Genomic DNA, 25,917 nt, shown 5'->3' on the forward strand with positions numbered 1-25,917 from the left:
CGGCGCATCGAAGCGCCGTACTCGGTCGGGCCGCTGGGCCCGCCCCGGCTGGCTGGTTACCGGTCAATCGTGCGTTGCCCGCCTTACGGCCGGATGATAGCGACCTTCGAGAAGGCTGAGAACGTCGTCCGGCAGCGGTGAAGTCGCTGTGCCGAACGGCCGGACCGGCGTGATGGATCTCGGTGAAAGGGGTATTCGGAATCGATTGCCTGAGGATTGCCGAAACGCCACGCCGGACGCTCGAGCACTGATTGTCGCCCACCGAGCCGGTTGCTGGGGGTGTCGTCGGCCGTTGGTGCGCCGTTTACGGACGATTGTGACGAAGTTACCCATCGGTTCCGCCTCGATGTGGTTGCTATCGGCGGTAACAGTCCATATTCTCGAACCGTGCCGAACCCCGCCGCTAGCCACAGCGCCGCTCGCAATGTCGCCGACCGCGACCGCGCGGCGCTAATGCCGCTGACCGCGGTGGCTACCGGTCGACTTCTCGTAGTTCTCCGCCGTAGCGGGGTCTGATTCGGACCGGCCCCTCGCTGCGGCCGTAGAACCTTTTCACTGCGCTGGTCCCCTCTGTCAATCGGACACGACAAGCCTCGGGAAGACCTAGTCACATGCCACTGACCATCGACACTGCCTTCATAACCGCCGCCCCGCGCGCCCTGCGGGCCGAGAGCGACGGCCTGACCCCCGCCGAGTTCCACCAGCGATACTGCGATCTCGCAGGCCCGGTCAAGCTCGGCGACTGGATACCCGCCGGGCAGCGACATGCCTCGGCAACCTACACCGCCACACTCGAATTCAACGGACACCTGCGGACTGTCGTGTCCGCGGGCAACCCGGTGGCCGCGATCACCTCGGCCCTCTACGACGAGGGCTATCCGGTCGAGATCCTGCAGTTCCACCAGCGGCAAACCGCTTCGGGCATAGCGACTTTCGTCCGGTGTGAGTTCAACGGCCGTCGCGGCTGGGGTGCCGCCGTCGCCGACGAGGGCGCGGAATCCTCTGTGCGAGCGATACTTTCGGGTATCAACTCGTTCGCCAACTGAAACCCATACGACTCGCCCCCGCCGCGAACGACGCGGCGGGGGCGAGATGCGTGGCAGGGTCGAGTCTTACTCGCCCTGTTCCGCGGACTGCTCGGCGATCTGCTTGCGGACGTCGTCCATGTCGAGTGCCTTCACCTGAGTGACCAGATCCTCGAGGGCGTCCGGCGGCAGCGCGCCGGGCTGCGCGAACACCAGCACACCCTCGCGGAAAGCCATGATCGTCGGGATCGAGCGGATGTTGGCCGCGGCGGCCAGGCTCTGCTCGGCCTCGGTGTCGACCTTGCCGTGAATCACATCGGGGTGCTTGTCCGAGGACTTGTCGTAGGTCGGCGCGAACTGCTTACACGGTCCGCACCAGTCGGCCCAGAAATCGACGAGCACGACGTCGTTTCCGGTGACGACCTCATCGAAATTCTGAGCGGTCAAAGTCTGGGTGGCCATGGGGTCCTCTCCTGTTGGTAGCGCCCTGTACAACGCATAACCATGCCCTGTGCTTCCCGCCTCCCCGGGGAACGGCTCGGCTCCCCGGGACTGCTTACCAGCCTCCCCGGGGCTTCAACGTGTCGATCGGCGCCTCGGGCTGTCGCGTCGGGCCGGTGGTTGCGAGCGTGGTTGGTTTTCGGGCGTTCCCGGGGAGTTACCCATGTGGTTACGAGATCAATCGTCGTGAGGCGATGAGCGTCACAATTGCACGCTAGTGCGTGTGGGAAGACTTTTTGCACGATTCGCGTGGTGATCGCCGTCGGCGCCGGTAATTGCGGGTGCGCCGGAACGGTGTGAGGACAACGCCCGATCAGCGGCAGACACCTGCTTGCCGATAGGTTGCTTGGCGTGGCGAGGGATGACCCGGATGCGGGTGGTCCGGGGCCGGCGTCGAGGATGGGGTGGTGACTTCGGAGACGGTTCGGCTGGGGTTGATCGACGGGGACGGTATCGGGCCGGAGGTGGTGGGCGCCGCTCGGGAGGTGGCCGATGAGGCGTTGGGGGCGGCAGGGGCGCCGACTGTGCAATGGGTGCGGCTGCCGATGGGACAGCGTGCGATCGAGGAATTCGACGATCCGCTGCCGCTGATGACGCTCGAGGCCTTGGCAGGGTTGGACGGATGGATTCTCGGTCCGCACGACAATGCCTCGTATGCACCGGAATTCCGTACATCGGCGCCGCCGGGCGGGGCGATCCGCAAGCGGTTCGACCTGTTCGCGAACATCCGTCCCGCGCGGGCGTTCCGCGGTGTGCGCGCGATCGCGCCGGAGACCGATCTGGTGATCGTGCGGGAGAACAGCGAGGGTTTCTACGCCGATCGCAATATGTTCGCCGGTTCCGGCGAGTTCCGGCCGACACCCGATGTGGCGATGTCGGTGGGGGTGATCACCCGAGACGCCTGTGTGCGGATCGCGCGCGAGGCCTGTGCGCTGGCATCGACTCGCCGCAAGCATCTGACCATCGTGCACAAGGCCAATGTGCTGCCGATGACGATGGGCTTGTTCCGCGACGTCTGCTACGAGGTGGCCGCGGGCTATCCCGGCCTGCGGGTGGACGACGAGCACGTCGATGCGGCCGCCGCACACCTGGTGCGCGCGCCGGGGGATTACGACGTACTGGTCACCGAGAATTTGTTCGGCGACATCCTGTCCGATCTGGCCGCCGAACTCGGCGCATCGCTCGGCACCGCCGCCGCGCTGAACTGCTCACGTACCCAGGCGATGGCCCAGGCCGTCCACGGTGCGGCGCCGGTGCTCGCCGGGCACAATCGCGCGAATCCGGCGGCACTGCAACTGTCCACGGCAATGCTGTTGCGCTGGTTGGGATCCCATCGCGCGGAGCCGACCTTGACCCAGGCGGGCGAACGTATCGAACGCGCCGTGGCCGCGGCCTTCGAGGCCGGCATCGCGACGGCGGACCTGGGTGGGCTCGCCTCCACCAGCGAGTTCACCGAGCAGGTCCGCGCGCGTGTGCATCGCTGGTGATAGGGTTCCGGACTCGGCGCGTATAGGCGCTCGCCGCACCCAGCGAGCATTAACCTTCGGTAACCGACCGGCACAGTCGGTTCGAATCGCATACATTTCGAACGGCGGGCGACAGCGTTGAAATTGTCGCTCACCCAAACATGGAGGGCTGCTGTGTCTGTTCGATCCGGAGCTCGCGGGTACGTTCTGCGAGCCGCATGTGTTGTCGCCGGTGGCGCGTTGCTGCTGACGGGCTGTACGAAGAACACCGAGAGCACCGCCCCTGCGGTAGCCAAGGTGCAGGTCAGCAAGGTGGATGCCCTGGCGGCGCAGGTGCCGGACAAGGTCAAGCAGGCAGGCAAGCTCGTGGTCGGGGTCAATATCCCGTACTCGCCCAACGAGTTCCGCGATCCGTCCTCGGGCAAGATCGTCGGTTTCGACGTGGACCTGATGGACGCGGTGGCCACCACCCTGGGGCTGACGGCGGATTATCAGCAGGCGGATTTCGAGAAGATCATTCCCAGCATTCAGGCGGGCACCTACGACCTGGGCATGTCCTCGTTCACCGACAACACCGACCGCGAGAAGTCGGTCGATTTCGTCGACTACTTCTCCGCGGGCAGTCAGTGGGCCCAGCAGAAGGGCGCGTCCATCGACCCGAACAACGCCTGCGGTAAGAAGGTCGCGGTCGAGCGCACGACTGTGCAGCAGACCGACGAACTCCCGGCCAAGAGCAAGGCCTGCACCGACGCGGGTAAGGCGAAGATCGATATCGTGGCCTTCGACGATCAGGCCGCCGCGGCGAATGCGCTGGTGCTGGGCCAGGTCGACGCCTTCTCGGCGGATTCGCCGGTGACTGCGTACGCGGTCAAGCAGAACAAGGACAAGATCGAGACGGACGGTCCGATCTTCTCCTCCGCGCCGTACGGCTGGCCGGTGGCCAAGGGTTCGCCGCTGGGTCCGGTATTGCAGGCGGCGGTGCAACATCTGATGGATTCCGGCGACTACCGCAAGATCTCCCAGAACTGGGGCGTCGAACAGGGTGCGATCACCAAGTCGGTAATCAACGGGGCCAAGGGCTGATTCGATGAGTTCCGCGGACCCCGACAACGCGCGCACCGCCGGGGCGGTCGACATACCCGCCGAGCCCGCGCCGATCGAGGCGGTGCCGCTGCGGCGGCCGGGCCGGTGGGTGGCCGCGATCGTCATCGGGATCCTGCTCGCGCTGTTCGTCTACGGTGCGGCCACCAACGACGGCTACCAGTGGAGCACCTACCGCGACTACCTGTTCGATACCCGGATCGCCGAGGGCGCACTGGTCACTCTCGAACTGACCGTGCTCGCGATGGTGATCGGCGTGGTGCTGGGTGTCACCCTGGCGGTGATGCGGTTGTCGCCGAACCCCGTACTGCGCTCGGTGTCGTGGGGGTACCTGTGGATCTTCCGCGGTACTCCGGTCTACGTGCAATTGCTCTTCTGGGGTCTGTTCCCGTCGCTGTACAAGGTGATCGAGCTCGGAATCCCGTTCGGCGGACCGCATTTGACGCATTGGAACGTGCAGCAGTGGCAGGCGCCCTTCCTGTTCGCCATGATCGGCCTCGGGCTGAACGAGTCGGCCTATATGGCCGAAATCGTCCGCGCCGGAATCAATTCCGTCGACGAGGGGCAGCGGGAGGCATCCTACGCGCTGGGGATGTCGTGGTCGCGGACGATGTGGCGCACCGTGCTGCCGCAGGCGATGCGGGTGATCATTCCTCCGACGGGTAACGAGCTGATCAGCATGCTCAAGACCACGTCGCTGGTGACGGCGATTCCGCTGACCACCGATCTGTACGGCCGGGCGCACGACATCTCGAGCGTCAACTTCCGGCCGGTGCCGTTGCTGCTCGTTGCCGCGACCTGGTATCTGGCGATCACCAGCGTGCTGATGATCGGTCAGTACTATCTCGAGCGGTACTACTCGCGCGGTGTGACCCGGCGCCTGACCGCGCGCCAGTTGCGCGCGTTGGCCGAGTCGACCGCTCTGACGGAGGTGGGCAAATGACCTTCGCCGCAACCGATTCCGCACAGGGGCACAGCGCCTCGATGATCAGCGCGCAGCAGGTGTGCAAGAACTTCGGCGCCCTGCGGGTACTCAAGGGCATCTCGCTGGAGGTGGGGCGCGGCGAGGTGACATGCCTGATCGGTCCGTCGGGATCGGGCAAGTCGACCTTTCTGCGCTGTATCAACCACCTCGAACAGGTCAATGCCGGAAGGTTGTACGTCGACGGCGATCTGGTCGGCTACCGGGAGAAGGGCGGACGGCTCTACGAGCTGCATCCGCGAGAGGCCGCGCGCCAGCGCCGCGATATCGGCATGGTGTTCCAGCACTTCAACCTGTTCCCGCACCGCACGGCCCTGGAGAACGTCATCGAGGCGCCGACCCAAGTGAAGAAGATCCGCAAGGCCGAGGCGATCAGCCGCGCGGAGGAGCTGCTCGACCGGGTCGGATTGGCGGACAAGGCCGGTAGTTATCCGGCGCAGCTGTCCGGCGGCCAGCAGCAGCGGGTCGCGATCGCGCGGGCACTGGCGATGGACCCCAAGCTGATGCTGTTCGATGAGCCGACCTCGGCGCTGGATCCCGAACTGGTCGGCGAGGTATTGGGCGTGATGCGCGAGCTGGCCGCGTCGGGGATGACCATGGTGGTGGTCACCCACGAGATGGGGTTCGCCCGCGAGGTCGCCGATCAGCTGGTCTTCATGGACGGCGGCGTGGTCGTGGAGTCGGGCGAGCCGCGCAAGATGCTTTCCGATCCGCAGCACGAGCGCACGAAGACGTTCCTGTCCCGAATTCTCTAGCGGGGTGCGGAGTCCGGGTGTGCACCATGCCCTGGAGGTCGCCGATTTGCGTTGGAGAAAGTGACTTTCGTGCCGGCGCACGAGGCGGACCTCGGCGTGACCACGATCACGTGCGGGCTCAGCCGGCCTGTGCTCGCGGTGCGGCCAGTGCGATACGGAGCTGTCCCAGCAGTACTTTCGCGGCCGGGGCCGCCGGGCGGTCCGCACGCCAGGTGAGGGCGAGGCGGCCGCGTAGTTCGGGGTCGATCTCGACCATGCGGACGCCCTCGGCCGCGGCCTGTGCCGGGGACAGATCGGGGACTACGGCCACGCCCAGGCCCCCGGCGGCGAGACGGATCAACAACGGCGGTGCCGCCGCCTCGAATTCGACGCGCGGTTCGAAACCCGCTTCGGCGCAAGCGCGTTCGAGGACACCGCGAATCCCGGTGCCACGGGACAGGCAGATCAGCGGGTGGTCGCGCAGGTCGGCCAGCGTTGTCCGAGCGCCGAATTCCCGGTCGTCGGCGGCGACGGCGGCGTTGACGCGGGTGTCGAACACGATGTCCACACCCAGGCCGGGATCCGGTTCGGCCCCGGTCAACGCGACCAGCGCGATATCGAGATCGCCGCGCACCACCGCGGCGAGCATACGGTCCGAGGTGTCCTCGGTCAGGGTGATGCCGACCTGCGGATGATCGCGGTGGAAGGTTGTGAGCACAGCGGCGATATCCACCTCGCCGAGGGCCGCACCGGAGATGAGCCCGATCCGGACGTGGCCGCGCAGCAGGCCGGTGAATTCGTCCACGGTATGTGAAATCTGCTGTGCCGCTTGTAATGCCGCGCGAGCATGCGGCAGCACCGCGGCGCCGGTCGCGGTCGGGGTGACCGACCGGCCGGAGCGATCCAGCAGTGGCTGACCCACCTCCTTCTCCAGCTGCCGGATCTGGGCCGACAGGCCGGGCTGGGTCAGATGCAGGCGAGCCGCGGCCCGGGTGAAATTCGCTTCCTCGACCACGGTCACGAAGTAGCGCAGCTGGCGCAGTTCCATAACTGGAAATTATAGACATGAGAAGAACTATCTGTTTTACTTCTGAATCGCGCACGGGCAGAGTACGAAATATGACCACTACGCGCTTGCTCCCCGAACTTCCCGAAGTCACCGGGCCGCTGTTCCAGCCGGGCACACCCGGATACGACGAGGAGGTCGCGGGCTTCCAGACCGCCTACACCCATCGGCCCGCCCTGGTGGTCGGCGCACTGCATGCCGAAGACGTCCGCAGTGCGGTGGAATACGCAGCGCGGCACGGGCTTCCGGTCGCGGTGCAGGCGACCGGGCACGGGCTGTCGGTGGCCGCGGACGGCGGAGTGCTGATCAGTACGCGGCGAATGCGAGAGATCGCCGTCTATCCGGATACTCGTACCGCCCGGGTGGCAGCGGGTGTGCGGGCCGAGGCGTTGATCGAGGCGGCGGTGGCGCACGGACTCGCGCCGTTGAACGGATCATCGCCGAGCGTCGGGGTGGTGGGCTATCACCTCGGCGGCGGTCTCGGCATTGCGGCCCGGACCTTCGGCTATGCCGCCGACCACGTCCGGGCGGTCGAACTGGTGACCGCGGACGGACGATTGCGCCGACTCACCCCGGGCGACGAACTGTTCGGCGCGGTTCTGGGCACCGGCGGCAATTTCGGCGTGGTGACCGCTCTCGAGGTCGAACTCTTTCCGGTCTCGGCCGTCTACGGCGGTCGGCTGATCTTCGACGCCGGACTCGTGGAACCGGCCCTCGAGGCGTGGCGGCAGTGGACCTGGGACCTGCCCGAGGAGCTGACCTCGGCGATCACGGTGATGACCATGCCCGACCTTCCGGTGATCCCGGAACCGTTGCGCGGCAGGTACATCGCGACGGTCAACATCGCGTACACCGGTTCGGGGCGGGACGGCGAACGGCTCGTCGCGCCGCTGCGCGCGATCGGGCCCCGCCTGGCCGACGACCTGCGTGTGATGCCCTATGCGGACACCCACACGATCTACAGTGACCCGCCTTTCCCGCACGCCTACACCGCGACCAACGCCTTGTTGCCGGAGTTGACCGCCGACGCGGCACAGGCGTTTCTGGACGTGACCGGTCCGGACAGTCCGGTGCCGGTGGTCGCTGGTCTCCGTCATCTCGGCGGTGCGCTGCGTCGTCCGGGCCCGGCGAACGTCGCGGTCGATAACCGCGACGCGGAATACCTCGCCCGGTTCATCACCGGCCCGGAGGGCGAGGGCGCCGCGGTCGGCGACCACCACGACGTGATCGCAAAAGCGTTGTCCTCCTGGACGATCGGCCACATCCCCACATTCCTCTACGGTGCCGGCGAGCGAGCCGACGAGGCGCAGACCCGCGCCGGTTACACCCCGGCCACCTATTCCCGCCTGGCCGCCCTCAAATCCGATCTCGACCCGGCCAACCTGTTCCGCTACAACCGCAACATCCGCCCGGCCCGTTCCTGATCCCGCCTGGCTCGCTCGCGACCCCTTCGGATGTGAGCGGGCAGTCGCGCGGTGGCCGGTCCGTTCGGCGTCGAGCGCGCCCGTGGTGATGAGACCTGCGGCGAAGTCCGGGATGTCCGGCGCGGAGTGGTCGGTCCCGCCGGCCGCGGTGGCGCTCCGGCCCGGCGTGTGCCCCGGTGATTCGGGGCATGCGACCGCTGGACACCCGAGACTTCAGAACGATATTGTAGTGATATCACTTCAATATTGGGAGGATGTCATGGAGTTGCGGCGGGCCTTTCGGGTCAACGGGTTCTTGATGCTCGTGCTACTGCTGGTCGTCGGGGCAGCCGGGCTGATCGGCGGGATCGCGGCGTCGGGGTCGGCGGCGAACGGGGACGGTGTGGCCGGCGGGGCCGTGGTCGGATATGTCGTGCTGGGTCTGGCGGTGCTCGCGCTGACCGGGCTGACGACCGTCGGGCCGAACGAGGCGAAGGTGCTGCAGTTCTTCGGCAAGTACATCGGCTCGGTCAGCGATGCCGGATTCTTCTGGGTGGTCCCGCTGACGGCCAAGCGGCGAATCTCGTTGCGAGTGCGCAACTTCGAGACCCAGAAGCTGAAGGTCAACGATTCGGACGGCAATCCGGTCGAGATCGCGGCCGTGGTGGTCTATCGCGTGGTGGACAGCTTCAAGGCGGCCTTCTCGGTCGACGACTACGAGGAGTACGTACGCACCCAGTCCGAGACCGCGGTCCGGCATCTGGCGACCACGCACCCGTACGATGCCGCGCCCGACGCGGTGGCCGCGGCGGTCACTCAGGCGACCTTCGCCGCGTCCGAGGCTTCCGCCGGGGATCAGCCGCGCACCAGCCTGCGTAACGGCACCGAGGTGGCCGAGGAGATGACCGTGGAACTGCGCGAGCGCACCGAAATGGCCGGTATCGAGATCCTCGAGGCCCGGATCACCCACTTGGCCTACGCGCCGGAGATCGCCCAGGCGATGCTGGTGCGTCAGCAGGCCAGTCAGGTGGTCGCCGCGCGCAGCCGGATCGTCGACGGGGCCGTGGGCATGGTCGGCATGGCGCTGCAACGGCTCTCCGACGAGGGCATGGTCGATCTCGATGAGGAGCGCAAGGCGTCGATGGTGTCGAACCTGCTGGTTGTGCTGTGTGGGGATCGTGCCGCACAGCCCGTGGTCAACACCGGGACCCTGTACGCCTGATGGTCGCGCGCGAGCCCAAGAAGGTGTTGCTGCGCCTGGATCCGGCCGTCCACGAGGCGATCGCCAAGTGGGCGGCCGACGATCTGCGCAGTGTGAACGCCCAAATCGAGTACGCGCTGCGAAGGGCCCTCGAGCAGGCGGGCCGATCACCCAAACCGCGAGCCGCGCCGGGCTCGGATTGACCGAGTGCGGATGCGAGAAAGTGATGGGCCGTGGTTCGCGAACCACGGCCCATCGGCATGCTCGGGCAAGTGCCCGGGGAGGAAACAAACTAAACGTCGGTTTTGTCCAGGATTGGTTACCAACACGTCACGTATTGAGCACAAAACGCCCCAGGACATGCGTGGACACCACGGATAGGTAGCGTGGTCGCGTGCCAATCTCGTTCGAAACCGGGGGACTGCAACAGCTCGACCAGAACACCTGGGGGGATCCGAAGACTCGTGACATCATCACGCTGACCTACATCGACGCGGTGCCCGATCTGCCTGCGCCGCTCGAGGACGAGGACACGCTGCGCCGTCGGCTCACCGAGCTGCAAGCCGAATTCGGCTGTCTGCTCGAGGCGCATTCCATCACGGTGAACGGCCAGCCTGCGCTGTTGCGGTTGGAGAAGTTCCCGTTGCCGGACCGCGAATCGGGTCTCGGATTCACCGCCGGGATCGTGGTGCCCAAGGCCACCTGCAGCGCGATCCTGAAGATCATGTGCCCGGAGAACGGGCGGCCCGGCGCCCGGGAGGCGGCGGTGGTACCCAAGGTCGGCTTCCCGAACATGTTCCCCCCGCACCCGTACGCGCCGGAAGTCCGGGGCAAACTGCCCTACAACGCCGCCGACGACATGCGCTGGGACTCGATGTTCCCCGGTCACGCCCTCACCCGCGCCCGCGCCTGGATCGTGCACGCCAGCCGGACCGCCAAGATCGACCCCCGCTACGCCGCCCTGCCCCCGTTCACCGGGCCGGCCGCGGTCGGCGCGAAAGTGGGCGCCGCGGAGACGAGCGGCAGCGCGAATTCCGGTTCGAGCGGGACCAAGGCCGACGCGGCGAGCGAGAGCGCCGCCACCGAGGCGATGCCGATCGCGTCGGCTCCGGCCTCCCCGGAGACGATGCCGATCCCCAAGGCGTAGGGCGCCGCACTCAGTCCCGGGGGTGCGGACGGCGGGCGCTGATCGGCTTCTCGGTGACGAAAATCGCTGTGCCGGGAAAGATTTCGCCACGCAGCGGACTCCACTGCCCCCATTCGCGGTCGAGCCATTCCGGCCAGTCGGGCTCGATCAGATCGACCAGGACCAGCCCGGCCGCCACGATCTCGCGCACCCGATCTCCGACGGTGCGGTGGTGTTCGACGTAGGTTGGGTTGTCCTCGTCATCGACCTCGACGTAGGGAGTGCGGTCGAAATACGGCATGGTCGCGCGCAACCCGTCCGGGCCGGGGTCGTCGGGGAAGATCCAGCGCATCGGATGATTCACCGAGAACACCCAGCGCCCGCCGGGCCGCAACACTCGTGCCACCTCGCGCATGACGCGGGCGGAATCGGCGACGAAGGGCACCGCGCCGAAGGCCGAACACGCCAGATCGAACGATTCGTCGGCGAACGGCAACTCCTCCGCGCCGGCCTGCACCAGCGGCACCCGCGGACCGCCGCGCGCCATGGCGGCGAGCCCCCGTTCGAGCATCCCGCGCGAGAGATCCAGTCCGACCGGATGCGCGCCGTGCGCGGCCAGCCATCGCGAGCACGGGGCCGATCCGCAGCCGATCTCCAGGATCCGCTTATCGGCGATGTCGCCCAGCAGATGCCAGTCGCCCTCGTGCAATCCCTCGGGGCACCAGACGAATTCGCCCTCGGGGGAGTCCACGCCGAGGAAGTCGGCGTGTTCGTCGTGGTACTGCGCCGCATCGGCGTCCCACCAGGCCCGGCTGGCGCGGGCGCTGGCGCCGGAGTCGACGCGGGTGCGGCTCACTCCGGTCGTGCCGAGCGCGGCGGTGGCCTGCGCGTGACGCTCTTCGGAGGAGAAATCGGGACGGTCTCGAGGCATGATGGAAGGGTATCGACATACCGGGGGACCCTTGTTTGCTTGGTACAACGCACGTCGCGTACGCTGTTTCCCGCGAGTGTCTTCAGTGCTCGCGTACCGGGTACGTGATTGCTGATGTCACTCGTGAGCTGTGAGTCCAGGTAATGAGTACAGCGTTGTGCTGTGTCGCGGCGATGTGCTGTGCAGGTCCAACGTAGTTCCCATGGCTGTGAGTCAGCAGCGAAACCGAAAGTTCCAATGTCCACTACCGACCACAATCCGTCCGGAGCAACCCAACATATGCCCACCACCGTCACCTCGCCGCAGGTAGCCGTCAACGACATCGGCTCCGCCGAGGACTTCCTCGCCGCAATCGACAAGACGATCAAGTACTTCAACGACGGCGATATCGTCGAAGGCACCATCGTCAAGGTCGATCGCGACGAGGTTCTGCTCGACATCGGTTACAAGACCGAAGGCGTCATCCCTTCCCGCGAACTGTCCATCAAACACGATGTCGACCCGAACGAGGTCGTTTCCGTGGGCGATGAGGTCGAGGCCCTCGTTCTCACCAAGGAGGACAAGGAAGGCCGCCTGATCCTGTCGAAGAAGCGCGCGCAGTACGAGCGGGCGTGGGGCACGATCGAGGAGCTCAAGGAGAAGGACGAGGCCGTCAAGGGCACCGTCATCGAGGTCGTGAAGGGCGGTCTGATCCTGGACATCGGCCTGCGCGGCTTCCTGCCCGCCTCGCTGGTCGAGATGCGCCGGGTGCGCGATCTGCAGCCGTACGTCGGCAAGGAGATCGAGGCCAAGATCATCGAACTGGACAAGAACCGCAACAACGTGGTTCTCTCCCGCCGTGCCTGGCTGGAGCAGACCCAGTCCGAGGTTCGCAGCGAATTCCTGCACCAGCTGCAGAAGGGCCAGGTCCGCAAGGGCGTCGTGTCCTCGATCGTCAACTTCGGCGCGTTCGTCGATCTCGGCGGCGTCGACGGTCTGGTGCACGTCTCCGAGCTGTCCTGGAAGCACATCGACCACCCGTCCGAGGTCGTCGAGGTCGGTATGGAGGTCACCGTCGAGGTTCTCGACGTCGACCTGGACCGCGAGCGGGTTTCGTTGTCGCTCAAGGCGACTCAGGAAGACCCGTGGCGTCAGTTCGCCCGCACCCACGCCATCGGCCAGATCGTGCCCGGCAAGGTCACCAAACTGGTTCCGTTCGGTGCGTTCGTGCGCGTCGAGGAGGGCATCGAGGGCCTGGTGCACATCTCCGAGCTGGCCGAGCGCCACGTCGAGGTGCCGGACCAGGTTGTCGCCGTGGGCGACGACGCGATGGTCAAGGTCATCGACATCGACCTGGAGCGTCGCCGGATCTCGCTGTCGCTGAAGCAGGCGAACGAGGACTACCACGCCGAGTTCGACCCGTCGAAGTACGGCATGGCCGACAGCTACGACGAGCAGGGCAACTACATCTTCCCCGAGGGCTTCGACCCCGAGACCAACGAATGGCTCGAGGGCTTCGAGAAGCAGCGCGAGGAGTGGGAGGGCCGCTACGCCGAGGCGGAGCGTCGCCACAAGATGCACACCGCGCAGATGGAGAAGATGGCCGCCGACGCCGCCGCCGAGGCCGCGAACGGTGGTTCGTCGAACTACTCCTCCGAGAGTGGCGCACAGTCGAACGCGTCGTCGTCATCGTCCTCCTCCTCTTCGGAGTCGGCCGGTGGTTCGCTGGCCAGCGACGCGCAGCTCGCCGCGCTGCGCGAGAAGCTGTCCGGCAACGCGTAATTCGCACATCCGACGAAGGCCCCGGTCGATCGACCGGGGCCTTCGCCCGTTTCCGGGAGTATCCCGGTATCCTCGGCGATGACATGTCCGAGTCTGCCGCGGAATCCGCACCGACCCTGTGGGAGCGCCGGAAGTACGAGGCGATGGCCCGTATCCAGCGGGTTGCGCTGGATCTGTTCGACGAGCATGGTTATCGCGAGGTGACCGTGGAACGGGTCGCCGCCGCGGCGGGGGTCTCGCCCAGTTCGGTCTACCGGTATTTCGGTACCAAGGAGATGCTGGTCCTCTACGACGAGGCCGATCCCAAACTTCTCGACGTGCTGCGCACCGCGGGCGGGGGTGCGGCCTTCGATGTTCCGGCCCTGATCGCATTGGCGCGGGCGCTGGTTCCGGTGGTCACCGATGCGCTGGTCACCGATGAGGCCGAGCAGCGGGTGCGTCGCAGTCTGCACTACGTCCGCACGATCGCGGAGGTGCGTGACGGTCAGACGCGCCAGATGCGGGAGATGGAGGACGAGGTCCGGATCCTGATCGCGGATCGCGCCGGCCGCGATCACAACGATCTGCGCGTCCGCCTGGCCGCCGCGACCGCGATCTGGGGTGGTGCGGCAGCCCTGGACCATTGGGCCGCAACGGGTTTCGCGGCACGCTTGAAGGACGTCTACCGCGAAGCGGTGGGTTCGATCATCGATGCGGTCGAAGCGATCTTCCGGTGACGCGGTATCGGTAGCCGGGGCAGCCACCAGTTCCAGCGGCCGAACAGTCGCATGAACGCGGGTACCAGCACCAGCCGCACGATCAGGGCGTCGAGGGCGATGGCCACGGCGAGTGCGAAGCCGATCTGTTTCAGTTCGAGTACCTCGGCGGTGATGAAACTGGCGAAGACGGCCACCATGATCGCCGCGGCGGCGCTGATCGGCCGCGCGGTGCGCTGCAGGCCCTCGGCGACCGCGGAAGCGTTGTCCGCGTGGTGATCCCACGCCTCGCGCATGCGCCGGATCAGGAACACCTCGTAATCCATCGACAGCCCGAACAGCACCGCGAACACCAGCATGGGCAGGTAGACCTGTAGAAAACCCGTGCTGTGGAAAGCGAGTACGGATTCGCCCACTCCGTGTTCGAAGACCAGCACGGTCAGCCCCAGCGCCGCGCCGGTGGCGAGCAGATTGAGCGCAATCGCTTTCAGCGCCAAGACGATACTGCGGAACGTGATGACCAGGAAGATCAGCGAGACGCTCAACACCAGCGTGATCACCCACGGGAAGCGACTGGTGATCCGCGCGGACACGTCGGCGAAGGTGGCCGTCGTGCCGCCCACCAGGATCTGTGCCGAGCCGACATTCTCTGCGCGGGAACGGATATCGGAGACCAGGCCGGAAACTCCGGTGGAGTCGAACGACTCTCGCGGTACCACGACGGCCAGCAACCGTCCGTCGCCCGGCTGGGACAACACCGTCGCGATGCGCGAATCGTGCGACAGTTCCGCGATGAACCGATCGGCCTGGGCCGAACCCGCGGGGGTGAGCGGGTCGTCGTCTGCACCGGTCGCGACCACTTCGATCGGGGCGAGCAGGCCGGGACCGAAGTTCTCCTGGACCAGCCGGGTGGCCTGGCCGGTAGGTTGCCCGGCCACCGACCGCAAGCCCATATCGACGCCGTAGCGCAATCCGGTGAGCGGCAGCGCCGCTACGGCCAGCACGGCGACACCGGCCGAGCCGAACAGCACGGGGCGTCGCATGACCGCATGCGCCCATCGCGCCCAGCCGTGCGAGGCCGTCGTCGACCGCGTCTCGGCCGGACGTAGCCGAGTTGGCAGGGCACCCCGGTTGATCGCGGGCCCCAGCAGACTCAGCATGGCCGGCAGCAGGGTGAATGCGCTGGTGAGCGTCGCGAACAGGGCCGCGAGCACCCCGGCCGCGACACCGTCGAGCATGGGCAGTCCGACCACGACCAGCGAGCACAGCGAGATCGCGACGATCAACCCCGAGGCGAGGACCGTTCGCCCGGCGGTGTCCATGGCGACGCCGACCGCCCGGCCGACGGCCTCGCGCTCCCGTCGGCTGCGCACGCCGCGCCGGGTCAGCTCCTCGTTGAACCGGCTAACGATGAACATCGCGTAATCGATCGCGGTTCCGGTGGCGATCATCGTCGCCACGGACAGCACGAGTGAGTCGAAACTCAGGAATATGGTGAGCCCGAACAAGATTCCCACCGCGAGCGCGATTCCGGCGGCGGTTACCGTGATGGGGATCGCGGCCGCCACCGTAGCGCCGAGCGCCAACGCGAGCAGTACGGCCGCGACCGGGACGCCGATGGCCTCCGCGCGGGACAGATCGGCGGTCTCGGTCCGCATCAGATCCGCCTGGACCGGGGAGTATCCGGTGACCGAGACCTGTACGACCGAATCCGACACGGCCGCAATCGTTTTCTGTAACCGCTGGGCCACGTCGTTGCGCGCGGACATGGACCCGTCGACGCCGACCACGGCGAGAGCGGTGTGCCGGTCCCGTGAGATCTGCATGCTCGCCGAGCCGTCGAACGGCCCGATCGCCGTCACCACCCCGGTGACCGCGCGGGCGGCGGGCAGGGCGCGATCGATCGCGGCGCGGAACTGCGGACTGTCGGCGGAATACCCGGGGGAGTGGAAGACGAGCAGATCCTGTTCGATCCCGGTTCGCGAGAAGTGCTGCGTCACAAGGTGATCGACAGTCTGTGACGAGGACCCGGGCAGGGTGTAGTCGGGTGCGCCGAGGCGAGTGTGCAGGGTCGGATAGCCCGCACCGCACAGCACGGCGAGCAGCAGCCATGCGCACAGGACGATCCGGTGGTGGCGCGCGATGAATCTGCCCCATCGCCCAGCGGCGCGGAGCCGGGGCTCGGCGGCGGGCGCGGATCGCCTCGGCGTAGCGGTATGTGTCATCGTGCCTCCCTGTGGATACCTGAAAGTCACTGTCAGGTATGACTCACCATAGAGACCCGCCGGGCGTACATGCAAGTGACTGTCAGGAATGGCTGGAAGGCATCGCGCGCAGCGTGCGCCGCGACCGGATAGGTTGTGCGGTAGCGTCATCGACACAACTGAAATTGAGTCATTTCACAGTTCGGAAAGGGTTCGGGGCGGCATGAGTCTCTTCGAGGGGATCAATCGGCGGGATTTCCTGGCCAAGGCGATGGCGGCGGGCGGGGCCGCGGCACTGGCCTCGCTGGCGAATCCGATCATCGAACGCGCGTACGCGGCCGATCCGGCCGGTATGGGCGGGCTCGGCGATATCGAACACTTCGTGCTGCTGATGCAGGAGAACCGTTCGTTCGACCACTACTTCGGGACGATGTCCGGGGTCCGGGGCTTCGGCGACAAATCGGCGGCCTGGCGACAATACGGGTACGCCCCGGGCGTCGGGCCGAGTGCGGAGGGATACATTCTGCCGTTCCGGCTCGACACCAATCGCGGTGCGAGCCTGGACGGGGAATGTATCAACGATCCGGACCACAGCTGGCCCGGAATGCACCAATCCTGGAACGGCGGGCGCAACGACCGGTGGATGCCGATGTCGATCGCGAGCGTCGGCGCCGGAAACGGCCCTGCCGCAATGGGTTACTACACCCGCGAGGACATCCCGATCCACCACGAACTGGCCGAGGCGTTCACGATCTGCGACCACTACCACTGCTCGGTGCTGGGCCCGACCGACCCGAACCGGCTGTACTGGATGTCCGCGCACATCGATCCCGAGGGGGTGGCGGGCGGCCCGCTGGTGGATACGCCGACGACCCTGCCGCAGAACGCCTACAGCTGGCGCACCATGCCGGAGAATCTCTCCGCGGCCGGGGTCAGCTGGAAGATGTACAACAACCGCGACGTGGGTCCGATCTCCTCGGTCTTCCTGGACGGCATGCTGAGTTGTTTCAAACAGGCCGCCGATCCGAACTCCGAACTCGCGCGGCGCGGTAAGGCTCCGGTCTTTCCGAACGATTTCGCCGCCGACGTGGCCGCCGACAAACTGCCGTCGGTCTCCTGGGTGATTCCGGCGCTGATGAATTGCGAACATCCGGCTCTCCCGCCCGCATTCGGCGCGGTCGGCATCATGCAGGTCCTGGACATCCTCACCTCGAATCCGAAGGTGTGGGAGAAGACCGCGCTGATCGTCAGCTACGACGAGAACGGCGGATTCTTCGATCACGTGACCCCGCCGACGGCACCGCACGGTACGCCGGGGGAGTATCTGTCCGCCGACCTGAAGCGGGTTCCCGCGGCCAAGGGCGTCGCGGGGCCGATCGGATTGGGTTACCGCGTACCGTGTCTGGTCATCTCGCCGTACTCGCGCGGTGGGCTGGTCGCCTCGCAGACCTTCGACCACACCTCCCAGTTGCGTTTGCTGGAGCGGCGTTTCGGCGTCGACGTACCGAATCTGACGGCCTGGCGCCGCCGGACCGTCGGCGATATGACCTCGGCCTTCGATTTCGGCTCCGCCCCCGACAAGGCCCGGCCGCGAATCTCCGACCCGAATTCCCGTACGGCCGCGGCATTGGCGCAGTGCGGTCCGAATATCGTGCTGGGTACGGAGGACAAGGGCATTCCCTATCCGGTGCCACCCAATGCGATGCCCACGCAGCGGCCCGGCACCCGACGCCGGCCGAGCGGGCTGGTGTAATTCGCGAGCGTCAGCCGATGGCGGTCGCGGGAACCCAGGGCACCGCGGCCATGGCCGTGCGGCGTCGCATGGCGGCCCAGCTGTGCCGGGCCGGATTGATCAGGGCGATGAGCCAGGTGCGGCGGTATGCCGCCAATGCGGCCGCGACGGCGGGGATTTCGAGGCAGTGCACCCCGCCCGGCGTGCCAACTCGGTGGCGACCCGTCTGGATGTTTCGGATGCCCAATGCTGTTCCTTCGCTTGCTCGTCTGTGGCCTGGATCGCCTGCGGCGAAAGATTAGCGGAACGAAAGTGTGTGATCGACGATTTTGATCGACTTGTGTCCTTGCGTGTCGGAAATTCTCGGACCACAGGTCGGTATCGGCTGGAAAAGTTGCGAATTGATATCGCTGCCGTCACGGAATGAGAAATGTATCCGGAAACGGTGTGAAAGGCATTGTGGGTGTGGGTATTCCGCATGTTCGTGCCGGTTCGGCCGCCGGGTGCGGCCGGGTCGGGCGGGCCGGCGCCCCGCCCGGATGCGAAACTGGTCCGATGTTGCGTATCGGTCTCACCGGAGGCATGGGAGCGGGTAAGTCGACGGTGGCGCGGCTGTTGGTGGAACGCGGTGCGGTCCTGGTCGACAGCGATGCGATCGCCCGCGAAGTGGTGGCGCCGGGCACCCCGGGACTGGCCGCGCTGGTCGAGGCGTTCGGCGCCGACATCCTTTCCGCGGACGGCAGTCTCGATCGTCCCGCGTTGGCGGCCAAGGCATTCGCCGGCGACGAGGCCCGGGGCAAGCTGAACTCGATCACCCATCCGCTGGTCGGCGCCCGCACCGCCGAGATCATCGCCGCCGCGCCCGCGGACGGCATTGTGGTGCAGGATGTTCCGCTGCTGGTCGAGAACGGACTCGCGGCGATGACGAATCTGGTCGTCGTGGTGGAGGCGGAGTTGGAGACGCGGGTGCACCGGCTCGAGGAGTTCCGCGGCATCTCCCGCCAGGATGCGTTGGCCCGGATCTCGGCCCAGGCGACCGACGAACAGCGGCGAGCGGTCGCCGATGTGCTGCTGGACAATTCGGGTGTTCCGGAGGATTTGGAACCGCAGGTGCGTGCGCTGTGGGACGAGCGGCTGGTGCCGTTCGAACACAACCTGCGCACCCGGACCCTGCCCGAGCGCGGCCCGGTGCGGTTGACCGCCGCGGATCCGTCATGGCCCGCGCAGGCGCAGCGGATCATCGCCCGGCTCGCCCTGGCCTGTGGCGCCGCCGCGCTGCGGATCGATCACATCGGCTCGACGGCCGTGCCCGGACTGCCCGCCAAGGATGTCATCGACATCCAGATCACCGTGGCCGATCTGAAGACCGCGGATGGGCTCCGAGATGCGTTGCAGGACGCGGGGTTTCCGCGCGGGCGGCACCTCACCGACGATCCGCGAGCCGGAACCGATCCGGCGCTGTGGGCCAAGCGGATTCACGGCAATGCCGATCCGGCCCGACCCGCCAACGTGCACATCCGGGTGGACGGCCGGCCCGGACAGCGCTTCGCCCTCGCCTTCCGGGATTGGCTGCGGGCCGATCCCGCCGCGCGCGAGGAGTATCTGGCGGTCAAGCGCAAGGCCGAGGCGAGCGCGGCGGGGCTTACCGGCGAGGCGGCGATCGCGGCGTACATCGACGTGAAGACCCCGTGGTTCGACGAGATCTATCCCCGCGTGCTGACCTGGGCCGAGCAGGCCGGCTGACCGGCTACAGCCAGGTCAGCGTGACGCCCTGGGACGCTTCGATCCAGCGGCCGAAGTCGTGTCCGTGCCGCGCGATGCCATCGATCGCGGCCACGGCGACCTCGATCGCTCCCTGTGCCTGCGGCAGATCGAGATATCCGGCGGCGTGCGCGGCGAGCAGTTCGTCCACATCGAGCAGCCGCACATCGCGGCCGGTGCGCACGACGAGATCCAGATAGTGGTCGATCGAGCGCCACCGGCCCGGTTCGATCTCGCCGAATTCACCGATATCGATGTAGTAGTCCTGATCCCGGTGATGCGCTGGCGTGTAGTGAAAGACGGTGGCGCGCAACGATACCGCGGGCAGCAGCCAGGATTCGAGATAGTGGAATTCGGGATGGTCGGCCGTGCGGGCCATGTACAGCCCCCACGGCTCGACGTGATACCGCTCCACGGTCCGCACGAACCCCTTCGGGTCGGTGTTGGTGAGCTCACCGATGTCGAAGTACTCGACCTTGGGTCGATGCAGATGAACCGCTGGCACCTGGGACATGTCCCGAGAATCTACCCGGCATCGCCCGGCGGTTCAGGATTGCTGCTACAACCAGGTCAGGGTGATGCCCTCGGATCCGAGCCAGCGCTCGACGTGCCGGTCGTGCGCGACGATGCCGGCGACCACCGAATTGGCGCGTTCGATGATGCGCTGGGCCTCGGCGGCGTCGACGTAGCCCGCGTCGTGTGCGGCGAACAGATCCTCCAGGCCGTGCAGCTCGGGGGTGTGGCCGTTGCGGGAGACGATATCGATGTAGTGGTCGATCGCGCGCCACCGCTTGGGCTCGAGGCGGGTGTACTCGCCGACGCGCACGTGGTAGATCGGGTCGCGATCGTGTGCGTTGTTCGCGTGGCTCATCGTGATCCGCACCGCCGGATCCGGTAGCAGCCAGGCCTCGGTGAAGCGATCCGGGGGTGCGTCGGCCGCGCGCACGAGGTAGAGGCCCCACGGCTCGGTGTGATAGCTCTCCACCGAGTGGACGAAGCCGCGGGCGTCGGTCTTGGTGCAGTCGGCGATGTCGAAGTACTCGATCGACGGTTTGCGCGGGGTGCGCGCCGGTGCGGCGGCAGGGCTCGGACGCTGCGACGGGCCGTGCGTGTGCACGGTGGAGAGCAGGTTGCGTGCCGCGTTGCGCAATGGGTTGAGACTCGTCATTGCACTGCCCCTATCTGGAACTTCCTGGGAAACCGGATCGACAGTACACCTGGATTGCCTGCCGCGCCGGACCGTAAACGCCCATCTCGCGCGTCGTGACGAATTCGGCACCGATCGCGAACTCCGTTGCGTCACCGGACATTTCGGACATCTGGTGATCATTCCCAGGTGATCGGCGGCAACCGCGGGGCCGAGCGGCGCATCCGGGGCGGTGACGGTGCGGGCATCGAGCGGTGATTGTTGTCGGTGGGTGGTCCTACCCTGTGAACCATGGCTTTCGCATCCGAGCTGCCCGCCGAGGGCAACACACCGCTGGCGCATTCGGAGTTCCGGCCCATCGGCGAGATCGAGCGGGCCGGGGGGCGGTTCGAGGTGATCAGCGAGCACCGGCCCGCGGGCGATCAGCCCGCCGCGATCGAGGAGCTCGATCGGCGGTTGCGGGCGGGGGAGCGCGATGTCGTCCTGCTGGGCGCCACCGGCACCGGTAAATCCGCGACCGCGGCCTGGCTGATCGAGCGTACGCAACGCCCCACCCTGGTCATGGCCCCGAACAAGACCCTGGCCGCACAGCTGGCCAACGAGTTGCGCGAGATGCTGCCGAACAATGCGGTGGAGTACTTCGTCTCTTACTACGACTACTACCAGCCCGAGGCGTACATCGCGCAGACCGATACCTACATCGAGAAGGACAGCTCGATCAACGACGATGTCGAGCGGCTGCGCCATTCGGCCACCTCGAGCCTGCTCTCCCGCCGGGACGTCGTCGTGGTCGCCTCGGTGTCCTGCATCTACGGCCTGGGTACTCCGCAGTCCTACCTGGACCGTTCCGTGCAGCTCGAGGTCGGCGGTGAGGTCGATCGGGACAGGTTGCTGCGACTGCTGGTCGATGTGCAGTACACCCGCAACGACATGTCCTTCACCCGCGGCTCGTTCCGGGTGCGCGGCGATACGGTCGAGATCATCCCGTCCTACGAGGAGCTCGCGATCCGGATCGAATTCTTCGGTGACGAGATCGAGGCGCTCTACTATCTGCACCCGCTGACCGGGGATGTGGTGCGGCAGGTGGATATGGTCCGGATCTTCCCGGCGACGCACTATGTGGCCGGTCCGGAGCGGATGGAGCGGGCTGTGGCCGATATCGAGGTCGAGCTCGAACATCGCCTGGCCGAACTCGAACGGCAGGGGAAACTGCTCGAGGCGCAGCGTCTGCGCATGCGCACCCAGTACGACCTGGAGATGATCCGGCAGGTCGGGTTCTGCTCGGGTATCGAGAACTACTCCCGGCATATCGACGGCCGCGCGGCCGGCTCGGCACCGGCGACCCTGATCGACTATTTCCCCGAGGATTTCCTGCTCATCATCGATGAGTCGCACAACACCGTCCCGCAGATCGGCAGCATGTACGAGGGCGATATGTCGCGCAAGCGCAACCTCGTCGAGTACGGCTTCCGGCTGCCATCCGCGGTGGACAACCGTCCGCTGACCTGGGAGGAGTTCGCGGATCGCATCGGCCAGACGGTCTACATGTCGGCCACCCCCGGTCCCTACGAGCTCGGCCGGACCTCCGGTGAATTCGTCGAGCAGGTCATTCGGCCGACCGGTCTGGTGGATCCGCACGTCGTGGTCAAACCGACCAAGGGCCAGATCGATGATCTGGTGCACGAGATCCGCCTCCGCGCCGAAAAGGACGAACGGGTCCTGGTCACCACGCTGACCAAGAAGATGGCCGAGGATCTCACCGACTATCTGCTCGGACTCGGTGTGCGAGTGCGGTATCTGCACTCGGAGATCGATACGTTGCGTCGCGTGGAACTGCTGCGGCAGCTTCGGCTGGGCGAATACGACGTGCTCGTCGGCATCAATCTGCTGCGCGAGGGCCTGGACCTGCCCGAGGTGTCGCTGGTGGCGATCCTGGACGCGGACAAGGAAGGTTTCCTGCGCAGTACCACCAGCCTGATCCAGACCATCGGCCGCGCCGCCCGCAACGTCTCGGGTGAGGTGCACATGTACGCCGACAAGGTCACCGATTCGATGCGCAATGCCATCGAGGAGACCGAGCGACGTCGCGCCAAGCAGGTCGCCTACAACGAGGCGAAAGGAATCGACCCGAAACCCCTGCGCAAGAAAATCGCCGACATCCTCGACCAGGTGTATCGCGAGGCCGACGAGACGGAGGTCGAAATCGGCGGGTCGGGCCGCAATGCCAGCCGCGGCCGTCGCGCCCAGGGCGAACCCGGCCGGGCGGTCAGCGCGGGCGTCTACGAGGGCCGCGACATCAAGTCCATGCCGCGGGCCGAACTGGCCGATCTGGTGAAGGAGATGACCGACCAGATGATGAACGCCGCACGTGAGCTGCAATTCGAGCTCGCCGGTCGGTTGCGCGACGAGATCGCCGATCTGAAAAAAGAACTGCGCGGAATGGACGCGGCCGGGTTGAAATGAGTACCGTTCCACTGGGTTTCGGCCCGGCTCCCGTACCGCCCGGATTTTCGGTCGCGGTGGGGCATGACGCCCTGGCGGAACCCGGGGCCCAGGCACACGTGCACGCTGTTGTGCGCACAGGGAAGGTGTGCCTGGGTCCCGGTGTCCGCCGGGGCGGTGCGGGCCGTGCCCGGTGCGGTGGATCAGCTCGACTGGCTCGCCATCCACTCGTTCACGCGGCGTTCGCCCTCCTCGCGCGAGATGTCCTCGACTCGCGTCATGACCACCCAACGGTGTCCGAACGGATCCATGACCAGGCCGTATCGGTCGCCGGTGACGAAGGTCTGCGGATCTCCGACGCGTTTGGCGCCGTGCTCGCGGGCGAGTTTCGTGACCGCGTCCACATCGGGGCAGTAGTGGACGATGCTGGTGTGCACCCAGTCCGCGGCGGGAGCCAGCACTCCCTCCGCGGGAATGGGCATACCCATCTGGAAGGTCGAATCGCCGACCTTCAATTCGGCGTGTGCGGCCTGGCCGTCGGGGAGGTCGTTGCGGCTCAGTACCTCCGCGCCGAAAACCGCGCCGTAGAACTCGATGGCCGCATTGGCATCGGGCACGGCAAGGAAACAGTTGATCGAGTGATAGCCCTCGGGGATCGGATTCACGGTGTTCGTCATGGGCACGACTCTGCCGGTTGGCGCGCGGCGGATCTTGTAAGAACGCGACAGCTCGCCCGAGCAAGCGGAGCGCACCGTTGAACACCGTCGGCGAGGACGCGAAAGATCTTGCGCTGGAACGTGTTCCGATACCGCCACCGGAGGTCGTCAAGGGGATTCTGCATCCGCGCGCGCAGGCTCGGCATCGCACCCTGACCAGGGCTCCCGCGGGCCCGGAACTGTCCCGGTTCGTGGAGTGGTACTGGGAGGTGCGGTGGGATCTGCGGGGTTGCCCGCCGTTCGTGGCCGAGGTGCTGCCGTTCCCGAGCGTCAATCTGACCTTCGAGCGAACGACCGCTGGGACCGGTGGTTTCGTCAACGGCGTGTGCACCACCAAGTTCACCCGCGAGCTGGCCGAGGAAGGCGAGACCTTCGCGATGAAGTTCCGGCCCGGTGGTTTCGGCGCGTTCACCGGGCTCGATGTGGCCTCGTTCCGGGATTCGGCGATAGACCTCGTCGAAGTGTTGCCGCACGCGGCCGGGTTGACCGAGCGGGTGCTCGCCGAGCCCACCACCGAGCGGCGTCGCGATGCGGTCGAGAACTTCTTCGCCCAGCGGGCGCGCACGGCCGTCGTGGACGACAACTACCGACTGCTGCTGCGAATGATCGCGGCCATGGAGTCCGACCGCGATCTGCTCCGCGTCGACCAGGTCGCCGAACGCTTCGGAGTGCCGATCCGCACCCTGCAACGGCTGTTCCGGCGTTATGTCGGCGCCAATCCGAAGTGGGTGCTGCGCCGCTATCGCCTCCAGGACGGTGCGCAACTGCTCGCCGACGGCCGCACCGCTGATCTGGCGGCTCTGGCGCTGGATCTCGGCTACTTCGATCAGGCCCACTTCTCCCGTGAGTTCGCCCTCGAGGTGGGAATGGCGCCACTGGAATACGCACGCTCGGCGGATTGACCCCGCACGACGCATTTGCCCAGTACGTCGGCCGGTATCTCGGGACATCCGCCGTCACGACGAAACTTGGTGTAATTCACTACAATTACGCGGGATTTCCGGGCGAACTACCAGCGGGTCTACGTGAGCGGGTAAATGCTGTTCACTCCCGGCCTGGTGGCCGTGGTCGCCGAGCTTCCTCACGGGCCGGGCCCGACGGCACGCCGAACAGCACTACTGTGATGAGAATCCCAGTGCTGCAAGACCGTTCGCGATTGCGGCGTACGTCGCCGCAGCGGTTGGCGGCACCGGAGATTCGTGCTGGTAGTTCGGGCCCTCGCGGAGCGCTTCGGCGAATGTGTGGCACGCGCTACACGGCAGCCGGATGTGATGTGATGCAATTTCGGATTTTTCCGACTCGGTAACGGTTATGGTCTAGCGCAGTTGCCGCGCGGCGCCCGCAGTCGCGGACGTTATGCGCCGGCATCCGACCACTTGTACGTTTGGAGGAAAGATGACCACCGCCTACCGGTCCATTGTCGTCGGTACCGATGGCTCGGACTCGTCGTACGTCGCTGTCGAGAAGGCCGCCGCCCTGGCCGGGGCCTCCGGCGCGACCCTGTATGTCGCCTGTGCCTACTACCCGACCGACGATCGTGACGTTGCCGCCGCGACCGATGTGTTGAAGGACGAGGCCTACCAGGTCCGCGGCTCGGCGCCGACCAACGAGATCCTGCGCGTCGCCCGGGACAAGGCCCACGCGGCGGGCGCCACCGATGTGCAGGAGAAGGCGATCGTCGGCGAGCCCGTCGAATCGCTGCTGTCCCTGGTGAAGGAGGTGCAGGCCGATCTGCTGGTCGTCGGTAACCGCGGCCTGAACACCCTCGCCGGCCGTCTGCTCGGCTCGGTGCCCTCGGACGTCGCTCGCAAGTCCCGCTCGGACGTACTGATCGTCCACACCGTGCGGTAATTTCGGCCTCCGCTTCGCTGCGGCGGGGTTTCGGCGCTGTGAGGCTCGTCGTTCGGCCCTCGAGACTCGGCC

Annotated in this window: 24 protein-coding genes; 16 read left to right on the forward strand and 8 right to left on the reverse strand. The window is 66.7% G+C overall.

Features of this window, described 5'->3' with window-relative positions; all coding sequences use genetic code 11:
• The first annotated feature begins 611 nt into the window (after nucleotides 1-611).
• Entirely contained in the window at nucleotides 612-1,046 is a 435-nt protein-coding gene (locus NV1_RS17310; RefSeq protein WP_067892464.1) for an alpha-isopropylmalate synthase regulatory domain-containing protein, read from the forward strand.
• A 66-nt stretch (nucleotides 1,047-1,112) separates the two neighbouring features.
• Here the strand turns inward: NV1_RS17310 and trxA are convergent, their stop codons facing one another.
• Complete coding sequence (trxA, locus tag NV1_RS17315) at nucleotides 1,113-1,487, reverse strand: thioredoxin (RefSeq protein ID WP_067892466.1); 375 nt, start codon at nucleotides 1,485-1,487, stop codon at nucleotides 1,113-1,115.
• Between the two features lie 446 nt (nucleotides 1,488-1,933).
• Between trxA and NV1_RS17320 the strand changes: the two genes are divergently transcribed.
• The 4 genes from NV1_RS17320 to NV1_RS17335 all read left to right on the forward strand — a co-directional run bounded on the left by NV1_RS17320 (nucleotide 1,934) and on the right by NV1_RS17335 (nucleotide 5,830).
• Complete coding sequence (locus tag NV1_RS17320) at nucleotides 1,934-3,013, forward strand: isocitrate/isopropylmalate dehydrogenase family protein (protein ID WP_067892512.1); 1,080 nt, start codon at nucleotides 1,934-1,936, stop codon at nucleotides 3,011-3,013.
• A gap of 153 nt (nucleotides 3,014-3,166) precedes the next feature.
• Entirely contained in the window at nucleotides 3,167-4,075 is a 909-nt protein-coding gene (locus NV1_RS17325) for an ABC transporter substrate-binding protein (protein ID WP_067892468.1), read from the forward strand.
• A gap of 4 nt (nucleotides 4,076-4,079) precedes the next feature.
• Nucleotides 4,080-5,036, forward strand: a complete 957-nt coding sequence (locus NV1_RS17330; RefSeq protein ID WP_067892470.1) for an amino acid ABC transporter permease — start codon at nucleotides 4,080-4,082, stop codon at nucleotides 5,034-5,036.
• Nucleotides 5,037-5,077: 41 nt separating this feature from the next.
• On the forward strand, nucleotides 5,078-5,830 hold the full coding sequence (locus NV1_RS17335; RefSeq protein WP_067892514.1) for an amino acid ABC transporter ATP-binding protein: 753 nt from the start codon (nucleotides 5,078-5,080) through the stop codon (nucleotides 5,828-5,830).
• A 118-nt stretch (nucleotides 5,831-5,948) separates the two neighbouring features.
• Here the strand turns inward: NV1_RS17335 and NV1_RS17340 are convergent, their stop codons facing one another.
• On the reverse strand, nucleotides 5,949-6,857 hold the full coding sequence (locus tag NV1_RS17340) for a LysR family transcriptional regulator (protein ID WP_067892472.1): 909 nt from the start codon (nucleotides 6,855-6,857) through the stop codon (nucleotides 5,949-5,951).
• 71 nt (nucleotides 6,858-6,928) lie between these two features.
• Here NV1_RS17340 and NV1_RS17345 point away from each other — a divergent pair, with 71 nt between their 5' ends.
• The 4 genes from NV1_RS17345 to NV1_RS17360 all read left to right on the forward strand — a co-directional run bounded on the left by NV1_RS17345 (nucleotide 6,929) and on the right by NV1_RS17360 (nucleotide 10,626).
• On the forward strand, nucleotides 6,929-8,299 hold the full coding sequence (locus NV1_RS17345; protein ID WP_067892474.1) for an FAD-binding oxidoreductase: 1,371 nt from the start codon (nucleotides 6,929-6,931) through the stop codon (nucleotides 8,297-8,299).
• 259 nt (nucleotides 8,300-8,558) lie between these two features.
• Nucleotides 8,559-9,500, forward strand: a complete 942-nt coding sequence (locus NV1_RS17350; protein ID WP_067892477.1) for an SPFH domain-containing protein — start codon at nucleotides 8,559-8,561, stop codon at nucleotides 9,498-9,500.
• Entirely contained in the window at nucleotides 9,500-9,682 is a 183-nt protein-coding gene (locus tag NV1_RS17355; protein ID WP_067892479.1) for a type II toxin-antitoxin system antitoxin, read from the forward strand. The genes NV1_RS17350 and NV1_RS17355 overlap by 1 nt, the downstream gene beginning before the upstream one ends.
• Nucleotides 9,683-9,873: 191 nt before the next feature.
• Nucleotides 9,874-10,626, forward strand: a complete 753-nt coding sequence (locus tag NV1_RS17360; protein WP_067892481.1) for a hypothetical protein — start codon at nucleotides 9,874-9,876, stop codon at nucleotides 10,624-10,626.
• Nucleotides 10,627-10,636: 10 nt separating this feature from the next.
• Here NV1_RS17360 and NV1_RS17365 read toward each other — a convergent pair whose 3' ends face one another.
• The gene (locus NV1_RS17365) at nucleotides 10,637-11,536 is read right to left on the reverse strand and encodes a class I SAM-dependent methyltransferase (RefSeq protein WP_067892483.1); all 900 of its coding nucleotides are present in this window, start codon (nucleotides 11,534-11,536) and stop codon (nucleotides 10,637-10,639) included.
• Nucleotides 11,537-11,815: 279 nt separating this feature from the next.
• On the opposite strand from NV1_RS17365, the gene rpsA reads away from it, so the two are divergent.
• Nucleotides 11,816-13,297 carry a 30S ribosomal protein S1 gene (rpsA, locus tag NV1_RS17370; RefSeq protein WP_067892485.1) on the forward strand — a complete coding sequence of 494 codons (1,482 nt, stop codon included), beginning with the start codon at nucleotides 11,816-11,818 and terminating at the stop codon, nucleotides 13,295-13,297.
• An 83-nt stretch (nucleotides 13,298-13,380) separates the two neighbouring features.
• A complete protein-coding gene (locus NV1_RS44565) occupies nucleotides 13,381-14,013 on the forward strand; it encodes a TetR/AcrR family transcriptional regulator (protein WP_067892488.1) in 633 nt (210 codons plus the stop codon).
• Here the strand turns inward: NV1_RS44565 and NV1_RS17380 are convergent.
• Entirely contained in the window at nucleotides 13,959-16,217 is a 2,259-nt protein-coding gene (locus NV1_RS17380; protein ID WP_067892490.1) for an MMPL family transporter, read from the reverse strand. The two genes, NV1_RS44565 and NV1_RS17380, sit on opposite strands and share 55 nt — an antisense overlap.
• A gap of 202 nt (nucleotides 16,218-16,419) precedes the next feature.
• Between NV1_RS17380 and NV1_RS17385 the strand changes: the two genes are divergently transcribed.
• Nucleotides 16,420-17,949: a phospholipase C gene (locus NV1_RS17385; protein ID WP_067892493.1), complete on the forward strand. Its 1,530-nt coding sequence runs from the start codon at nucleotides 16,420-16,422 to the stop codon at nucleotides 17,947-17,949.
• Nucleotides 17,950-17,959: 10 nt separating this feature from the next.
• Here the strand turns inward: NV1_RS17385 and NV1_RS17390 are convergent, their stop codons facing one another.
• Nucleotides 17,960-18,175, reverse strand: a complete 216-nt coding sequence (locus tag NV1_RS17390; protein WP_067892495.1) for a hypothetical protein — start codon at nucleotides 18,173-18,175, stop codon at nucleotides 17,960-17,962.
• 308 nt (nucleotides 18,176-18,483) lie between these two features.
• On the opposite strand from NV1_RS17390, the gene coaE reads away from it, so the two are divergent.
• On the forward strand, nucleotides 18,484-19,671 hold the full coding sequence (coaE, locus tag NV1_RS17395; RefSeq protein ID WP_067892516.1) for a dephospho-CoA kinase: 1,188 nt from the start codon (nucleotides 18,484-18,486) through the stop codon (nucleotides 19,669-19,671).
• A gap of 4 nt (nucleotides 19,672-19,675) precedes the next feature.
• On the opposite strand, the gene NV1_RS17400 is transcribed toward coaE, so the two are convergent.
• Together NV1_RS17400 and NV1_RS17405 are read right to left on the reverse strand one after the other, a co-directional pair.
• A complete protein-coding gene (locus NV1_RS17400) occupies nucleotides 19,676-20,203 on the reverse strand; it encodes a ribonuclease FAU-1 family protein (protein ID WP_067892497.1) in 528 nt (175 codons plus the stop codon).
• 45 nt (nucleotides 20,204-20,248) lie between these two features.
• On the reverse strand, nucleotides 20,249-20,857 hold the full coding sequence (locus tag NV1_RS17405; protein WP_245713770.1) for a DUF402 domain-containing protein: 609 nt from the start codon (nucleotides 20,855-20,857) through the stop codon (nucleotides 20,249-20,251).
• 270 nt (nucleotides 20,858-21,127) lie between these two features.
• Between NV1_RS17405 and uvrB the strand changes: the two genes are divergently transcribed.
• Nucleotides 21,128-23,299 carry an excinuclease ABC subunit UvrB gene (gene uvrB, locus NV1_RS17410; protein WP_067892500.1) on the forward strand — a complete coding sequence of 724 codons (2,172 nt, stop codon included), beginning with the start codon at nucleotides 21,128-21,130 and terminating at the stop codon, nucleotides 23,297-23,299.
• A gap of 182 nt (nucleotides 23,300-23,481) precedes the next feature.
• Here the strand turns inward: uvrB and NV1_RS17415 are convergent, their stop codons facing one another.
• Complete coding sequence (locus NV1_RS17415) at nucleotides 23,482-23,955, reverse strand: VOC family protein (protein ID WP_067892502.1); 474 nt, start codon at nucleotides 23,953-23,955, stop codon at nucleotides 23,482-23,484.
• A gap of 77 nt (nucleotides 23,956-24,032) precedes the next feature.
• On the opposite strand from NV1_RS17415, the gene NV1_RS17420 reads away from it, so the two are divergent.
• Nucleotides 24,033-24,896 carry an AraC family transcriptional regulator gene (locus tag NV1_RS17420; protein ID WP_245713771.1) on the forward strand — a complete coding sequence of 288 codons (864 nt, stop codon included), beginning with the start codon at nucleotides 24,033-24,035 and terminating at the stop codon, nucleotides 24,894-24,896.
• 493 nt (nucleotides 24,897-25,389) lie between these two features.
• On the forward strand, nucleotides 25,390-25,845 hold the full coding sequence (locus NV1_RS17425; protein ID WP_067892505.1) for a universal stress protein: 456 nt from the start codon (nucleotides 25,390-25,392) through the stop codon (nucleotides 25,843-25,845).
• The last annotated feature ends 72 nt before the right edge of the window (nucleotides 25,846-25,917 follow it).

This window comes from Nocardia vaccinii NBRC 15922, from assembly GCF_001613305.1.
Lineage (GTDB): Bacteria > Actinomycetota > Actinomycetes > Mycobacteriales > Mycobacteriaceae > Nocardia > Nocardia vaccinii.

What these genes read in the sequence shown, in the direction of transcription:
- NV1_RS17310 (WP_067892464.1), top strand. Translation starts at nt 612, where the DNA reads ATGCCACTGACCATCGACACTGCCTTCATAACCGCCGCCCCGCGCGCC.
- trxA (WP_067892466.1), bottom strand. Translation starts at nt 1,487, where the DNA reads ATGGCCACCCAGACTTTGACCGCTCAGAATTTCGATGAGGTCGTCACC.
- NV1_RS17330 (WP_067892470.1), top strand. Translation starts at nt 4,080, where the DNA reads ATGAGTTCCGCGGACCCCGACAACGCGCGCACCGCCGGGGCGGTCGAC.
- NV1_RS17335 (WP_067892514.1), top strand. Translation starts at nt 5,078, where the DNA reads ATGATCAGCGCGCAGCAGGTGTGCAAGAACTTCGGCGCCCTGCGGGTA.
- NV1_RS17340 (WP_067892472.1), bottom strand. Translation starts at nt 6,857, where the DNA reads ATGGAACTGCGCCAGCTGCGCTACTTCGTGACCGTGGTCGAGGAAGCG.
- NV1_RS17345 (WP_067892474.1), top strand. Translation starts at nt 6,929, where the DNA reads ATGACCACTACGCGCTTGCTCCCCGAACTTCCCGAAGTCACCGGGCCG.
- NV1_RS17350 (WP_067892477.1), top strand. Translation starts at nt 8,559, where the DNA reads ATGGAGTTGCGGCGGGCCTTTCGGGTCAACGGGTTCTTGATGCTCGTG.
- NV1_RS17355 (WP_067892479.1), top strand. Translation starts at nt 9,500, where the DNA reads ATGGTCGCGCGCGAGCCCAAGAAGGTGTTGCTGCGCCTGGATCCGGCC.
- NV1_RS17365 (WP_067892483.1), bottom strand. Translation starts at nt 11,536, where the DNA reads ATGCCTCGAGACCGTCCCGATTTCTCCTCCGAAGAGCGTCACGCGCAG.
- rpsA (WP_067892485.1), top strand. Translation starts at nt 11,816, where the DNA reads ATGCCCACCACCGTCACCTCGCCGCAGGTAGCCGTCAACGACATCGGC.
- NV1_RS44565 (WP_067892488.1), top strand. Translation starts at nt 13,381, where the DNA reads ATGTCCGAGTCTGCCGCGGAATCCGCACCGACCCTGTGGGAGCGCCGG.
- NV1_RS17380 (WP_067892490.1), bottom strand. Translation starts at nt 16,217, where the DNA reads ATGACACATACCGCTACGCCGAGGCGATCCGCGCCCGCCGCCGAGCCC.
- NV1_RS17385 (WP_067892493.1), top strand. Translation starts at nt 16,420, where the DNA reads ATGAGTCTCTTCGAGGGGATCAATCGGCGGGATTTCCTGGCCAAGGCG.
- coaE (WP_067892516.1), top strand. Translation starts at nt 18,484, where the DNA reads ATGTTGCGTATCGGTCTCACCGGAGGCATGGGAGCGGGTAAGTCGACG.
- NV1_RS17400 (WP_067892497.1), bottom strand. Translation starts at nt 20,203, where the DNA reads ATGTCCCAGGTGCCAGCGGTTCATCTGCATCGACCCAAGGTCGAGTAC.
- NV1_RS17405 (WP_245713770.1), bottom strand. Translation starts at nt 20,857, where the DNA reads ATGACGAGTCTCAACCCATTGCGCAACGCGGCACGCAACCTGCTCTCC.
- uvrB (WP_067892500.1), top strand. Translation starts at nt 21,128, where the DNA reads ATGGCTTTCGCATCCGAGCTGCCCGCCGAGGGCAACACACCGCTGGCG.
- NV1_RS17415 (WP_067892502.1), bottom strand. Translation starts at nt 23,955, where the DNA reads ATGACGAACACCGTGAATCCGATCCCCGAGGGCTATCACTCGATCAAC.
- NV1_RS17425 (WP_067892505.1), top strand. Translation starts at nt 25,390, where the DNA reads ATGACCACCGCCTACCGGTCCATTGTCGTCGGTACCGATGGCTCGGAC.